This window comes from Shewanella sp. 10N.286.54.B9 (genome assembly GCF_041468565.1).
Lineage (GTDB): Bacteria > Pseudomonadota > Gammaproteobacteria > Enterobacterales > Shewanellaceae > Shewanella.
The window spans coordinates 1-15,805 of the sequence record NZ_JBFRIY010000059.1 but is presented as its reverse complement, the minus strand read 5'-3'; the positions used below and the strand labels follow the sequence as shown (position 1 = coordinate 15,805).

Genomic DNA, 15,805 nt, shown 5'->3' with positions numbered 1-15,805 from the left:
TGCAGATAACTTAGCGTGGAAGTGACCAAAACGGCATCATGAGACTTAAACAGATAAAACTTGCCGGATTCAAGTCATTCGTCGATCCAACTAAAATTCCCTTACCTAACCCATTGAGCGCCATTATTGGCCCGAACGGCTGTGGTAAATCAAATGTCATTGATGCTGTGCGTTGGGTGCTGGGCGAAAGCTCCGCTAAACACCTGCGTGGTGATTCCATGGCAGACGTTATTTTTAATGGTTCTACGGCCAGAAGACCGGTTTCGGTAGCGGGTGTGGAACTGCTATTTGACAACCAAGACAATCGATTAGCGGGTCAATACGCCAGCTACCAAGAGATAGCGGTTAAGAGGCAAGTAAGCCGTGATGGCGATTCAAGTTATTTTCTGAATAATCAAAAGTGTCGCCGTAAAGATATTACCGATCTCTTTATGGGCACTGGGCTTGGGCCTCGAAGCTACGCGATTATTGAGCAGGGCACCATTTCTCGACTGATTGAGTCAAAGCCGCAAGAGTTAAGAGTATTCATTGAAGAAGCGGCCGGGATCTCTCGCTATAAAGAGCGCAGACGAGAAACAGAGAATCGTATTAGGCACACTCGCGAAAACTTATCCCGTCTTGGAGATATTCGCTCAGAATTGCATAAGCAACTCGAAAGGCTTGCCGAGCAGGCACAAACGGCTAAACAGTATCGTGAACTTAAACAGTCTGAACGTCAATGTGAGTCCGAGCTGGTGGTGTCTCGTTATCATGAGCTGAATCAGCAAACCGACACATTAACTGTTCAGATCAGTAAGCTAGAAGTGCAGCAAGCCAGTTTACTTGCTGAGAAGCAGACACTTGAGCTTAGTTTGACCGAGTTGAATTTGAAATTGAGTGAGCTTGATAGTCAAGAACATCAGCAAGTCGAAGCTTTTTATCTCACCAAAACCCATATTGCTAAGCTTGAACAATCACTGAAACACCGTGAGCAACAAGATGACAGTTTGAATCAACGACTGGGCGAAATTAGTGCTCAAATAGCCTTGCAGCAAGCGTCATTGAAAACAGCTAATGTAAGCCAAGAAAAGCTGCTAAAGCAGCAACAAGAGTTAGCGCCTGAGATAAATGCGTGGCAGGAACAGGCTAACAACCAGTCTGCTGAATTGGCCCTAGTAAGCCAACGTCACATTACTTCAACCGAACAATTTCAGCGGCATAGCGCTGATGAAGCAAAAGCGCATTTAGCGGTCGAGATGAACCGTACTCAGCTAAATTATTGTTCAAAAGAGCTAGCGGATAAACAAAAATCTCTAGCAAGACTGACACAAAGAGCGCAAGAGCATAGTGAACAGTTAGCACAGCTTAAGACCAATTCCCTAGCAAACCAATGCGACACCTTGTCTTTAGAGACTGAGCAAGCGCAAGAGATTTATGACGAGCTGAGCTTTAATATTGAAACTCGTCAACAGTCTTGTGATGAATTAAAAACTGAGCTTGAGTCTGTAAAAGTAAAGCTGGCCGATGAAAAGGGGCGTTTATCTGTAGTTACTCAGTTACTGCCTGATGAGAATGATGACTCTGACACTCAATTATGGCAAGTTATCGAGGTGAGCCCTGGGTGGGAAAGCGCCGTTGACTTGCTACTTTCAAATGTGCTTAATGCTCCGGTATCTGGGGAGCTAGCAACTGAATCAAGCATTGGGTTTTCAGCAGCCTCTATAGCAAATGGAATGGCGAATGATGTTATTCAGAGCCCTGTTAATCTTAATCCTTGGTTAAGTCAGGTTAAGTGGCTTGAGACAAAAGATGAAGCTATTCAACGACGCAAAGAACTTGCTGTTGAGCAAATGTTCGCAACTGCAGATGGCTTTCTTATTGGTGCAGACTTTATTATTGAAAAAAATACTGATTCTGGCTCACTGGTGCAGCTTAAAAATGAGTACGCTGCGCTGACAGAAGTGGTTTACGACACTGAAGAACGCTTGAGTGAATTAACGCAAACCTTGTCATTGTACATAGAAGAGCTTAAGCCGCAATTGCTCTCACAGCAGCAACAGTACCAGCAGATCCAAGCACAGAAAGTGGCATTAGCAGGTATGGCATCGCAAGTTAAAGCAATGCAAACCACCCTAAATGAAACAGATGCACGTTATAAGCAGTTACTGCAGGAGTTAGTGGAATCTGAAACTCAATTGCAACAGCTAACCACTCAACATGCACAGTATTCGCACTGTGAAGCAAGTCTGCAACAAGCCTTTGAGCTTGCTTCAGTAAGCCGACAAGCTGCAGAGTCAGACAAACTGGCGGCATTTAAATCGTTAACTGAGCTTAAAGATCTGCTTAATGGCTCTGAGCTACGACTTAAAACTAGCGTTAAAAGTGAGCAAGCCATTCAAACCCAAGTGGCGTTGATAGAACAAAAAGTGAGTCATCAAAGGCAGCGACTCGAAGAGCTTGAACTAAGTAAAGAGCAAGTGCGTTTGCAGTTAGAAAATAAACAAGACGTTGAGACTGCTCAGAACTCTCAGTCGATAAAAGTGCAGTTGACACAAGCTTTAGACGCACAGCAAGTTAAACAGCAAGCGCTAAACTTGCTCAGGCAGGAGCAAGCAGGGATACAAGAACTGTGCGATAGTGCAGGAACGAATAAAAAACAACAGCTTGCGAAGATAGAAGACTTGACTCAAACCATGAGCGCGTTAAAGTTACGTCGTGAAGGTTTAAAAGGTCAAATTGACAGTCAGTTTAGTTTAATTACTGAGCAGGGTATTGATGTTGAACAAGTATTATCTAAGCTTGATGGTAGTCGCAACACTTTATGGCGTCAAAAAGAACTGGAACGTTTACGGGCTCGTATCGCTCACCTTGGGGCTATTAACCTCGCTGCTATTGAAGAGTTTGAGCAGCAAAATGAGCGCAAAAGCTATCTAGATAGCCAAGATGAAGACTTAAATTCAGCCTTGGGAAGTTTGGAAGAAGCGATTCGTAAAATTGATACTGAAACAAAAAGTCGATTTAAAGATACCTTTGATAAAGTAAATAAAGATTTAGGTATTTTGTTTCCGAAAGTTTTTGGCGGTGGCAGTGCCTATTTGGCACTGACTGATGATGATCTTCTGGAAACAGGCGTCACCATTATGGCTCGGCCACCGGGTAAGAAAAATAGCACTATCCACCTTCTTTCTGGTGGAGAAAAAGCACTAACCGCATTATCATTAGTTTTTGCTATTTTTAGATTGAATCCAGCACCTTTTTGTATGTTGGACGAAGTTGATGCACCTTTGGATGATGCCAATGTCGAACGATTCTGTCGTTTGGTAAAAGAGATGTCCCAAAGCGTACAATTTATATATATTAGTCATAACAAGATCACCATGGAATTGGCCGATCAACTTATCGGTGTGACTATGCATGAGCCCGGCGTTTCGCGCATTGTGGCGGTAGATATCGATGAAGCGGTAGCGTTAGCTGACGCTGGATGAACATAAAGATTACAGGGTAACCAATGGAAAATTTGCAACTGGTATTGCTTGTTTTAGGAGCGATAGCGATTATTGCCGTACTTGTGCATGGTTTTTGGTCCATACGAAAGCAACAGCCAACAGGGTTCAAACAGAGCCCAATGACAGATATTAATCGAGACCGCAGAGATGCAGAAGGTTTCGATAATGACGGCATAGGCGAGGTGAGAGTCGTTAAGGCGAGTGCAGACGAAAGCAGCAAAACTGAAATTGAAGATGAGCCTAAGCCAGCACCATTAGTTGCAGAACCTGCAGTTACAGAAAATGTCGACGCAACTTTTTCGGCGGTTGAAGATGAATCATTTATCTTAAGTGATACCCCAAGCCAAAAAACCGTCCGTGGTGCTAAAACGGCTCGCGTTGAACCTTCATTAATCGATGACGATGTCACAATACAACCTGAACCGGCCCCAATTCAGTCGTCTTTGTTTGCTGAAGAACCTGTACTTGAAAGCGAAACAACGCAAGAAAGTTTGGTCGAGCAGGAAGTTGAAGAGGTGGCTGTCGAGGAGCCTTTAGGTGATCCTCAAGATGTATTGGTACTGCACGTTGTAGCCAAAGAGGGGGAAGAGCTTAATGGTGCTGAGCTGTTACCTTGCTTGTTAACACTTAATTTTAAATTCGGTGACATGAATATCTTCCACCGTCATGAAGATAATGCCGGTACCGGTAAAGTATTATTCTCAATGGCGAATATGGTTAAACCAGGAGTGTTTGATCCTGATAGTATGGAGCAGTTCTCTACCCAAGGCGTGGTGCTATTTATGACACTACCTTGTTATGGCGATGCGCTGAGAAACTTCTCTACCATGCTCAATTCAGCTCATCAGATCGCCGACGACCTAAATGGTCTGGTACTGGATGGTGGCCGCGATGAGTGGCTTGAAAGTACCAAACAGAATTATATACAACGAATTAAAGCACAGGCTTAATTCCGAGTAAGTGAATCAACTACATTTGTTTTAAAAAGGTCGCTTAGGCGGCCTTTGTTATTATTTGGACGAACCATATGCACGCTAATGAACTTGAGATCTTAGAACTGACTCAGCAACTCAACCAACATAATTATCACTACTATGTTGATGACAATCCAACGATTCCTGATGCAGAGTACGACAGATTACTGAAAAGGCTTAAGGAACTTGAGACTCAAAGTCCAGAGTTCGCTAAAGCTGACTCGCCGACGCAAAGAGTTGGCGGTGAGGCATTAGCTAAGTTTGAACAGATCACTCACCTCAAGCCAATGTTAAGCCTTGATAATGTATTTGACGAAGCGGAGTTTAATGGGTTTCATTCGAGGATAACCGATAAAGTCGGTACGGCGCTAAGCTATTGCTGTGAGCCTAAGCTTGACGGTTTAGCTGTGAGTATTGTGTACCGTGATGGTGTATTTGAACGAGCGGCAACACGCGGCGATGGTCAAACTGGCGAGAATATCACTGAAAATGTCCGCACGATTAAGTCAATTCCTTTAAAACTGCGCGGTGATAATTTTCCGCCATTAGTTGAGGTCCGCGGCGAAGTGATTATGCCGCATAAGGCCTTTGACGCGCTCAATGAACGTGCTCGTGCTAAAGGGGAAAAGCTGTTTGTTAATCCTCGTAATGCAGCGGCAGGCAGTTTACGTCAGTTAGACAGTAAGATTACTGCTAGCCGAGCACTCGGGTTTTACGCTTATGCTCTCGGTGTCGTTGAGCCTGAATCATGGGGGCTTGCCGATAGCCATTATGGCCAGCTAGAGCAACTACGTTCTTGGGGCGTGCCAGTCAGCCAAGAAGTCAAAGTGTGTGAATCAGTCGCAGAAGTAATGGATTATTACAATGATATTCAACAGCGCCGCAGCAGCTTAGATTTCGAAATCGATGGCGTGGTGGTCAAAGTTAATCAGATTGCTCACCAACTGAGTCTAGGTTTCGTTGCAAAAGCCCCACGCTGGGCAACAGCCTTTAAGTTTCCTGCTCAAGAGGAGATGACATTACTTGAAGGGGTTGATTTTCAAGTCGGTCGTACCGGAGCAGTTACGCCTGTTGCGCGTCTTAAGCCTGTATTTGTTGGCGGCGTGACGGTTTCAAATGCTACCTTGCATAATGCTGATGAAATTGCCCGTCTTGGTGTAAAAGTTGGCGACACCATCATAATTCGCCGTGCTGGCGATGTTATCCCGCAAATTGTTGCGATCGTTGCTGATAAACGTCCTGATGATGCTCAAGATATTGTGTTTCCGCAGCACTGCCCGGTTTGCGGTAGTGAAGTAGAGCGAGTTGAAGGTGAAGCGGTGGCACGATGTAGCGGTGGTTTATTTTGTGAAGCACAACGTAAAGAAGCGATAAAGCACTTTGCTTCTAGAAAGGCGCTTGATATCGATGGTATGGGCGATAAAGTCGTTGAGCAACTCATTGATAAAGAGCTGGTTGAAAGCCCTGCCGATCTATTTAAGTTAACCGCATCGGCGATGACAATGCTTGAGCGTATGGGCATGAAGTCGGCCACTAAATTAGTCGCCGCTATCGACGTTGCCAAAGAAACAACCTTTGCTCGGTTCCTTTATGCGTTAGGCATAAGAGAGGTGGGAGAAGCCACCGCCGCTAACCTTGCTGCTTATTTTAAAACATTAGATTCACTAAAAGCTGCGACTGCTGAAGAGTTTATTAAGGTCGATGATGTTGGAGCTATTGTTGCGGCTCATTTAGCGCACTTCTTGGCACAGCCGCATAATCTTGAAGTGATTGATAAGCTTATAGAGGTAGGGGTTTGCTGGCCGGCAATAGCAGAGGTGGCAGAAGAGGATTTATCACTTAAAGGGCAAACTTGGGTATTAACTGGCACGTTAACACAGTTGAACCGAAATGATGCTAAAGCGCAGTTGCAGGCATTAGGTGCAAAAGTAGCCGGTAGTGTATCAAAGAATACTGACTGTTTGGTGGCTGGTGCAGCAGCAGGCTCTAAGTTAACCAAAGCGCAAGACCTTGGTGTCAAGGTCATTGATGAAGAGGCATTGATTGCCATTTTGTCATAGATAAACCGTTGCAGATTTAAAGCTCCCTAAGGGAGCTTTTTTATTTGTCATTTATTATTTTTACCACCTTGGTAGCACTTCAATAAATAACTTTCTGCATTAAAAACGTTGAATTTTCAGCAAAAGGCACCATATCTGATTAAACACTAATACAGTTGCAGTTGGCGCTGTCTAGATTCGGACAAAAGGGACAGCTTTGGATTTTAGTAACATAACTTGGCTAGATGATAAGGGGCATATTAAGCCTCCTTTGATGCTGTATTTAATGTTGATATTTTTAGCGAGAGGCTGGTGCGTATTTATCGCATCATTAACTCAAGCAAGTGATAGAGCAGGGCTTGTTGCGTTGGTTTATCCGCAAAAGTCTGATTTTTTGATGGCATTAATGGCTGGTGCTGGTGCACTTGTTGTATATAGCTTAATTATAGCCGAGCGAAAACGCAGCCCTTGGTGGATCCAACCTATCTTTAAATACATAAAGTGGCTATTACTGGCGTTGTTATGTATTGACGGTGGTTTGCTTATCCAACGTATTTTGCATGCTCACTATGTGTATAGCTGGAGTGTAGGATTGGACGCATTGTTTCTATTCTGGAGTACTTTATATCTGTTTAATTCAAATAGACTAAAATATTACTTTCTAGATTGGAAAGCAGAAGAGTAGAAGGGCTAAGGCAGTCATTGGCTTAGGTTGATGCAGTAGATAAAAAAAATGGCGCTGTATAAATACAGCGCCAAAATGAATCTGCAGTATCGACAGCATTCGATACTATGATCCAGGGATATTAACAAAAAACCTTTTTAGTTAAGCAACAAATTATTGCTAGCCTTAAAAAAGGACAATTGACAGTTTGTCTTTGAGAGTAATAGTTCGGGGCTACTAACTCTAAAGAACGAAGCTAGAATATATCAATTGTAGATTGCATACAATATCCTCTTGATGGTAATTTAGTACAATTTGCGATAAAAATGGAATAAGTTATAACTCAGGGCTAGGGGGTTTACAGGCGATGACTGACCTTGTTTATTATTCAGCGGCATTAACCTTTGAGTCAGCACAGCATTAATAATTTGACGGCGTAGCCGTTTTATTTTGTCGCTGCAGTTGATTCATCTGCGAACAGCTTTAAAATAGTAGGACTACTGTTTTTCTGTCTGGAATAACTCAAACACTCGATGTTATTGACTGCTTGCTTGTTAGTTTAACTATGTGAAAACTGTCATAAAATTGACATTCTTACTGTTCTTCACCGTAGAAAACTATTATCATCCACTGATAGCTAATGATGATGTAGCCACAATTAGTGCCAGCGATTTTCTGCATGTGTTTGGCACGAAATCTTAATTCAAGAGCGAGACACTTTTCCTAAATGGTGACTACCTCTGGAGCATTTAGTAATGTCAAAAGACGTCAGAATTCCCTTGTCTAAATTATGCGTCGGTTTAACCATCAAAATACCTTTATCGTGGACGCAGCACCCCTTTCTGTTTAATCAGTTTGAAATTGAAAGCCAATCGCAAATTGAACTGATTAAGAGTCTGAATATTGCTTATGTGTATTTAATCGCAGGAAAGGCGATAGTTGCATCAACACAGAAACAACAGATAGAAGTGATAGCAGAGAAGTCTGCAGAGGACTATGCGCAGGAGCGGTTAGCTTCATTACGTAAATCTATTCGTATGAGCCAACAACGTTTTCAAAAAAACGGGGTAGAGTGCCGCAGTGCTTTTTCAAAAATAGCAGCCGAGCCTGAGGGGGCTTATCGCTCTGCCGCAACACTAGTCGAGTCCATGATGGACCATATTAAAGAGACCTCAAAACCGCATCTTGCTTTGGTCAATAGTAGCGAGGACGATAGCGGAACAGAACACGGGGTTTCAATTGCTGTATTGTCGATGATGCTCGGGTGCTCATTGGGCTGCACCGATTCAGAATTGCGGGACATCGCAATGGGATCTGTATTTCATGATATTGGTAAGCGAAAAGTGCCCGATGTGATCCGCCGAAAAAAGAGTAACCTATCGGATCATGAAGTTAATTTTCTTAAGATGCACCCCAAATTTGGCTTTGACATGATGAGTAAACAAGATCTGTTTCCAAAAGCAGTGCTTGATATTGTTCTACATCACCATGAATGGATTGATGGCAGTGGTTATCCTGACGGACTTAAAGACTCGCAGATCCCCCTAACAACCCAAATCGTTGCCTTGGCAAATGATTTTGAACAGTTGCTCAAATTTGGTAATGGGCGTTCACCGCAAGTGGCGCTAGGCTACCTTTTTAAAAATAGAGCGGGTAAGCATGCGGCATCGCTTATTTCAGCTCTGGTTAAAGTGCTGGGTATTTATCCACCAGGCACATTAGTGCAATTATCAAATGGACAAATTGCAAAAGTCCTCATTACGACTGAATGGGTAAAACAACCTCATGTACTCGCCTGTGATGAAAATGGTGAAAACGCGGTGTTACGCTATTTAGTCGAAGAAGGTATATTAATAAGCAAAGTGATTAAAGTCGACGAGCTAGGCTCTGGCGCATTAAAAGCACTGGATCCTAGTGCTGATATAAGCTTCTATTTTAGCTCTATGTAATACCAATGTGGTTTAGCCTGGTAATTCAAGAGTCAACAAAAGGGTAAAAATGATAAATTCAGTTTGTATTGTCGGTTGTGGTTGGTTTGGATTACCACTTGCCCAAGAGTTGGTTGCTCGTGGCATTTCGGTAAATGGCAGCAAACGCAGTCTTGAGGATGCAAGTGCACTATCTCAAGGCGGCATTAACGGCTTTGCATTAGATTTGGCCCAAGCAGAGCCTGAACAACAGTCACAGGTTTCGCTAGAAACCGTGCTTAACACCGATTGTTTAGTTGTCAATATTCCACCGGGGCTAAGAAGAGATCCTAACGCTTATCATGCCAAACTTACAAAGTTAATTGCCTTGATTGGCGATATTCGTTACCAGAAAATAGTCTTTATCAGTACCACAGGCGTTTATCCATCACTAGAAATGCTAATGACAGAGCAAGATGCGGTGGCGCACTCAGAGGTGAGCGAAAAACTGTTACAGGCAGAGGCGATGTTCTTGGCGCTAGATAACTGCACTATTGCGCGGTTCTCAGGCTTAGTGGGGCCCAAACGTCATCCTGGACGTTTTTTAGCTGGCAGAACTGAACTTGCGGATCCGCAGGCTCCAGTAAACATCGTTCATCTAACTGATTGTATTGGTGCAGTAACAAAACTTATTTTTGAGCCCAGCTCAGCAGGGATCTATAATATTTGTGCGCCAAAGCACCCAACTCGGGAGGCTTTTTACCGTCAGGCTAGTTTAGATTTAGGGCTCGTTGCACCGCAATTCGTGCAAAACAGTGCAGGCGGCAAGCTCATTAGTAGCAATCGACTCGTTAAAGAGTTAAATTTTGAGTATCAGTTCAGCGACCCAATGGATATGCTGAATGCCTGTTAAATATTAAGGATGTTTATGAAATCGTTACAAGTATTGTTTGCCAGTGGCTTATTGGCGATTGTCAGCTTAATCTTGCCTCTACAAAGTGCCCATGCTGAGCAGTATGTAGAAGGTGTTGATTACGTTAAAATAGCAGGGATCCCAGAAGCTCAAAAACCGGTCATTAGAGAGTTCTTCTCTTATAACTGTGGCCATTGTTACCGACAAGATCCGCTGTTTGAGAAAACGGCTCATTTGCTAGAGAGCGATGTTCAGTTTGAAAGAACTCCGGTTGGAGCTGGGCGTACCAGTTGGATTTTGAGTCAGGAAGCCTATTACTTAGCACAGAAATTCAGTGTTACTAAGCAAGTTCATGGCAATATTTTTACCCGTATTCATGAACAAAATGGCGCATTTAATCGCCCTGCAGATCTGCAAGCTTATTTTGTCAGCCAAGGGGTCGATGATAAAGCTGTCTCCGACGCGATGAACTCAACTGACGCTAAGCTCGCATTGATGAATTACGATACTCAAGCTCAACTGGCAGAGATTAAAGGCGTACCATCATTACTGGTGAATGGAAAATACTTAATTAAGAAACAACCTCAGTCTCCTGAAGCGCTAGCCAATATGATCCGTTACTTGAGCCAGCTTGAAGATTAATCGTGATTACCGCTGTGAAAGCCCACTTTTAGTGGGCTTTTTTGTGTCTGAGTAATAAAAACAGATAATACCTTGGTCTAACTTCTAGGTTAATAAATACACTTGGTTGACGTGGGCGTCAACTCGTAAGTTACTGAATGTAGGTGGTTATTACTGTTTACCTATAAAGGGTTCCGTACGCGTTAGACTAAGGTCGCGATTGTTGTTCAGCTCACGCTTGCTAGATTAAACCCTGACTTAATATAAAAATCAGCACAGGGGAGTCGCTATGAGTTTTGAAAGCAACGAGAAGGCAGAAGGTTATTGGCGTGAAAATCTACGTCTAGTATTGGGCTTATTGGCCATATGGGCAGCAGTGTCATTTGGCTGCGGTATTTTATTAGTAGATGTGCTCAATGAGATCCATTTCATGGGGTTCAAGTTGGGATTCTGGTTTGCACAACAGGGTGCCATGTATGTGTTTGTCGCACTTATTTTTGTCTATGTCGCTAAAGCGAATGCGTTAGACAAAAAATACGATGTGCACGAAGACTAATAACTAAGAACTTATTTAAAGGAGTCATGAAATGGACGTACAAACATTAACCTATCTGATAGTAGGGATTACATTTGCCCTATATATCGGTATTGCGATCTGGTCTCGTGCTGGGTCGACTAAAGAATTCTATGTTGCGGGTGGCGGTGTTCATCCAGTAATGAACGGTATGGCTACAGCGGCCGATTGGATGTCAGCGGCATCATTTATCTCACTAGCGGGTATTGTATCTTTTACAGGCTACGATGGTTCAGTGTATCTAATGGGTTGGACCGGTGGTTATGTTCTGCTAGCGCTTTGCATGGCTCCTTACTTACGTAAATTCGGTAAGTTCACGGTACCTGACTTTATTGGTGATCGTTACTACTCACAAGCGGCTCGAACGGTAGCAGTAGTGTGTGCCATCTTTATTTGTTTCACCTATATTGCAGGTCAAATGCGTGGTGTGGGGGTTGTATTCTCAAGGTTCCTCGAAGTTGAAGTTGAAACCGGCGTTTATATTGGTATGGCAGTGGTGTTTTTCTATGCGGTTCTTGGCGGCATGAAAGGCATCACCTACACCCAGGTCGCACAGTACTGCGTACTTATTTTTGCTTTCATGGTGCCTGCGATTTTTATCTCGGTGATGATGACAGGCCATGTTATTCCGCAAATCGGTTTTGGCGCTGAATTAATTGATGCAGCCGGCAATGGTACCGGGGTGTATCTGCTAGATAAGCTGGATGGATTGTCTGCCGAGTTAGGCTTCTCCCAGTATACTGAAGGCTCTAAGAGCATGATTGATGTGTTCTTTATTACTGGCGCGTTGATGTTTGGTACTGCAGGTCTTCCCCATGTAATCGTACGTTTCTTCACTGTACCTAAAGTTAAGGATGCGCGAGTATCAGCGGGTTGGGCACTGGTATTTATTGCGATTATGTACACCACTATTCCAGCTCTTGCTGCGTTCTCTCGTGTAAATATGATTGAAACGATTAATGGTCCAGAGTCGACGGGTGTTGCTTATGAAACGGCACCTGAGTGGATTAAGAACTGGGAGAAAACAGGTCTAATTACTTGGGATGATAAGAACGACGATGGCAAGATTTACTATGCTAAAGGCGCTGAAAGTGAGATGAAGATTGACCGCGATATTATGGTGTTAGCGACACCAGAAATTGCCAATCTGCCAGCATGGGTTATCGCGCTTGTGGCGGCAGGTGGTTTAGCGGCAGCACTATCAACTTCAGCAGGTCTATTATTGGTTATTTCAACTTCAGTATCTCATGATTTATTGAAGAAAAATTTGATGCCTGATATCTCTGATAAGAAGGAATTGATGTACGCTCGAATAGCCGCTGCAATGGGTATTGTGATGGCAGGTTACTTCGGTATTAATCCGCCAGGCTTTGTGGCAGCGGTTGTTGCGATTGCATTCGGGTTAGCTGCATCGTCACTATTCCCTGCTATCATCATGGGGATCTTCTCTAAGACAGTGAACAAAGAGGGCGCTATTGCCGGTATGATCACCGGTCTACTATTCACCGCTTCTTATATTGTTTACTTTAAGTTTGTAAACCCAAGTGCGAATATGAGTGAGAACTGGTTATTCGGTGTGTCTCCTGAAGGTATAGGTATGCTCGGCATGGTGATTAACTTTGCAGTCGCCTTTGGTGTGAGTAAGGTGACAACGGCAGTACCACAAGATGTTGTTGATATGGTTGAGTCTATTCGCTTCCCTAAAGGTTCAGGTGAAGCGCAAGATCACTAGAATCTAAAGTTAAACAGATTAAAAAGAGCGCATTTAGCGCTCTTTTTTTATATCTATACCATAGACTGGCCTTTAGTCGAATAGTGTTAATACAGGTCTAAGCGATATAGTTGTTGAAGGGCAAGTCAGTGGATAGGGAGATGAGAAATGGATGCTAGCGAATTACAACCCATTATGCAGTTCTTACAACAGCGAGTACCATTTTTGTCGCTGGATGAAGAAGCATTGCTAAGTGGTTGCCGCTCACTCACTATTGGTTACTACAGTAAAGCTTCCGCTTTTGTTCCGTTAGATCCGCTGCACCCTCAGCTGTATATTGTGAGAAGCGGCGCATTTGAAGTTCGCGACATAAACGGAGAATTACTTGATAGATTAGGTGAGGGCGATTATTTTGGATTTCCTTCATTATTATCAGGAGAAGAGGCGAGTAACCGCGTCGCTATTTTAGAAGATGGCTTGGTCTATCACCTGCCGCCCGAGATGTTCAATTTACTGCGTACTAAAAGCCGTGAGTTTGACCGGTTCTTCAATAAAGCTTTTGCTAAGCGTTTACGCCATCAAGGCAGGTTTAAGGCTAAAGAGCTCACGACGACCAGTCGTATTACCACATTGATGTCTAAATCTCCGCTGATGATCGATATGAAAGCTACTATCTCAGATGCTGCAAAATTAATGCGAAAATCACGGGTTTCATCAGTATTAGTCATCGATAATGAGAAGCTGGTCGGCATTTTAACTGACAAAGATCTTCGCAATCGTGTGTTAGCAGAGGGGCTCGATGGTAGCCTTGCGATCCATCAAGCAATGACCACGACTCCGATATCCATTGAGTCTAATTCATTAGTATTTGAAGCTATGCTTTTGATGAGTGAACACAACATTCATCATCTACCAGTGGTAGACGGAGGACTAGCAAAAGGAATTATTACCAGCACCGATATACTGCGTGGACAGAGTTCGCAGCCGTTATTGTTAATTGGTGAGATTGACCGACAAAAAGACCTGCTCAGTTTGATTCAAGTGAGTAAACAGATCCCGCTTTTGCTGCAAAACCTAATCAGTGCCGATGCGCGAGCTGAAGAGATCGGTCGGGTATTAACCTCTGTGACCGATGCGCTGACACGGCGTTTAATTGTCTTAAATCAACAGATACTGGGTGAGGCGCCAATGGCGTTTTGCTGGTTAGCATTTGGCTCTCAAGGACGTCAGGATCAAGCTGCTTGTTCAGATCAGGATAATGGATTGCTGCTGGCACATGAGCCTGATGAAGCCGCCGCAGGTTATTTTGAAGCGTTATCAAAAGCAGTGTGTGCCGGGCTTGATGAGTGTGGCTATATCTTTTGTCCGGGCGATATTATGGCGCAAAATCCTAAATGGCGAATGTCCCTCAAACACTGGCGTGCTGTCTTCCACAAATGGGTGAATACGCCAGATCCAAAAGCGCTAATGCATAGTAGTATTTTTTTCGATATGCGCGCTGTTTATGGCCCACAATCTCTATTCAATGGCTTGCAAGATGAGGTGCTTAACAATACCAAAGGCAATGATATTTTCCTTGCTGGCCTCACTGGTAATTCACTGACGAGTACGCCGCCATTGGGCTTTTTCAGAAAGTTTGTGCTAGAGCGTGATGGTTCAGAGGTTAAAGGGATCGATCTTAAACATAAAGGCAGCGCATTAATAAATGACATCGCCCGTGTTTATGCGTTGTCTGCGGGCATTAAAGAGGTCAACACCGCTAAAAGAATTAGGGCGTTAATGGAGCAAAATATTATTAACCGTAAAGATGCGCTTAATCTTGCAGATGCCCATGAATTTATTGCGCATATGCGCCTTTCAAATCAAGGCTATCAATATACAAACGGTAAGCCTGTCACCAATTACTTGATGCCACAAGATGTGTCTTCATTGGTACGCCACCAGTTAAGAGATGCATTTAAAGTTGTTCATGACGGGCAAGTAGGCCTTAAGTTAAAAATGATGCGGAGCTACTAACTCTTTTGAAGCGTTTTTATTTAAAAAATCAGCTCAGATTAAAGGTGTTTAGAGCTGCTAATGACGTTATTGCTGACTACTACCGAGCGTTAAGTCACGCTATATCAAAGCCTTTAGTGGATATTCCTTTGATGGCAATTGATTTAGAAATGACAGGTTTAGATGCTCAGTTCGATCAAATTTTGAGTATTGGTATGGTGCCTATCCAAAATGGCATGCTTCAATTAAAGCGTGCCGATTATAGGTTGGTGAGCATAGAAGGCAGTGTGGGTGAAAGTGCAGTCATACACGGTATCGTTGATGGTCAGCTAGAAGCTGCTATTTCAGCTAAGGAGGCAATGCATTGGTTTTTAGAAAAGACTAAAGGTCATGTGCTAATCGCACATCATGCTCCTCTTGACCTGTGCTTTCTAAAAGCTGAGTTTTTCCGTTGTTTCGGCGAGAAAATGACCTTTGTAGCAATAGACACAATGGCTATAGAAAGAAGTAGAATACTACGCCAGCATGAAGCGATTAAAGAGGGCTCCTTGAGGCTAGATGCGTGTCGAAGTCGCTATGGTTTACCCATATATGCCGCCCATAATGCGGCTGTTGACGCATTATCTTGCGGAGAACTGTTGTTGGCTCAGATGGCGAGTATTGCGGGCGCAGAATCACTTAATTTGTCTGACTTATTACGTTAATTCGCCAAACGTTAGTCAATAAGTTATGGCGAGCTATTAGGGGCTGTTGATCTTTCGAGCTTAGTTTTTGTTCGAATTCAATTATTTTAGTACAAGGCTTGAGCGATGATGCTTAGCTGGCTAAGCGAAAAGCTCGTAACGCAGTAATAAAAGAATTGAAACGAACCCAAAGGGCCGCGTTTCTTGGCTATTTTTACTGTGTTGTAGACTATTTGTGG

Annotated in this window: 11 protein-coding genes; all 11 read left to right on the top strand. The window is 43.4% G+C overall.

Annotated features, from left to right (window positions below; all coding sequences use genetic code 11):
• Window positions 1-38: 38 nt before the first annotated feature.
• The 11 genes from smc to AB4135_RS18505 all read left to right on the top strand — a co-directional run bounded on the left by smc (window position 39) and on the right by AB4135_RS18505 (window position 15,587).
• Window positions 39-3,464 (top strand): chromosome segregation protein SMC, encoded by a 3,426-nt coding sequence (gene smc, locus AB4135_RS18555; protein ID WP_371994939.1) that lies wholly within the window; start codon window positions 39-41, stop codon window positions 3,462-3,464.
• A 23-nt stretch (window positions 3,465-3,487) separates the two neighbouring features.
• Window positions 3,488-4,435 carry a cell division protein ZipA gene (gene zipA / locus AB4135_RS18550; protein ID WP_371994938.1) on the top strand — a complete coding sequence of 316 codons (948 nt, stop codon included), beginning with the start codon at window positions 3,488-3,490 and terminating at the stop codon, window positions 4,433-4,435.
• 77 nt (window positions 4,436-4,512) lie between these two features.
• The gene (gene ligA / locus AB4135_RS18545; protein WP_371994937.1) at window positions 4,513-6,519 is read left to right on the top strand and encodes an NAD-dependent DNA ligase LigA; all 2,007 of its coding nucleotides are present in this window, start codon (window positions 4,513-4,515) and stop codon (window positions 6,517-6,519) included.
• 196 nt (window positions 6,520-6,715) lie between these two features.
• A complete protein-coding gene (locus tag AB4135_RS18540; protein WP_371994936.1) occupies window positions 6,716-7,183 on the top strand; it encodes a DUF2919 domain-containing protein in 468 nt (155 codons plus the stop codon).
• A 734-nt stretch (window positions 7,184-7,917) separates the two neighbouring features.
• Window positions 7,918-9,111 carry an HD-GYP domain-containing protein gene (locus AB4135_RS18535; RefSeq protein WP_371994935.1) on the top strand — a complete coding sequence of 398 codons (1,194 nt, stop codon included), beginning with the start codon at window positions 7,918-7,920 and terminating at the stop codon, window positions 9,109-9,111.
• 49 nt (window positions 9,112-9,160) lie between these two features.
• On the top strand, window positions 9,161-9,982 hold the full coding sequence (locus AB4135_RS18530) for an SDR family oxidoreductase (RefSeq protein ID WP_371994934.1): 822 nt from the start codon (window positions 9,161-9,163) through the stop codon (window positions 9,980-9,982).
• A 15-nt stretch (window positions 9,983-9,997) separates the two neighbouring features.
• Window positions 9,998-10,624 (top strand): thiol:disulfide interchange protein DsbA/DsbL, encoded by a 627-nt coding sequence (locus tag AB4135_RS18525; protein WP_371994933.1) that lies wholly within the window; start codon window positions 9,998-10,000, stop codon window positions 10,622-10,624.
• Window positions 10,625-10,892: 268 nt separating this feature from the next.
• Complete coding sequence (locus tag AB4135_RS18520) at window positions 10,893-11,159, top strand: DUF4212 domain-containing protein (RefSeq protein WP_012277650.1); 267 nt, start codon at window positions 10,893-10,895, stop codon at window positions 11,157-11,159.
• A 31-nt stretch (window positions 11,160-11,190) separates the two neighbouring features.
• Window positions 11,191-12,909, top strand: coding sequence for a sodium:solute symporter family protein (locus AB4135_RS18515; RefSeq protein ID WP_371994932.1), 1,719 nt, complete (start codon window positions 11,191-11,193; stop codon window positions 12,907-12,909).
• 147 nt (window positions 12,910-13,056) lie between these two features.
• Window positions 13,057-14,904: a DUF294 nucleotidyltransferase-like domain-containing protein gene (locus AB4135_RS18510; RefSeq protein ID WP_371994931.1), complete on the top strand. Its 1,848-nt coding sequence runs from the start codon at window positions 13,057-13,059 to the stop codon at window positions 14,902-14,904.
• 5 nt (window positions 14,905-14,909) lie between these two features.
• Entirely contained in the window at window positions 14,910-15,587 is a 678-nt protein-coding gene (locus AB4135_RS18505) for an exonuclease domain-containing protein (protein WP_371994930.1), read from the top strand.
• Window positions 15,588-15,805 lie beyond the last annotated feature (218 nt).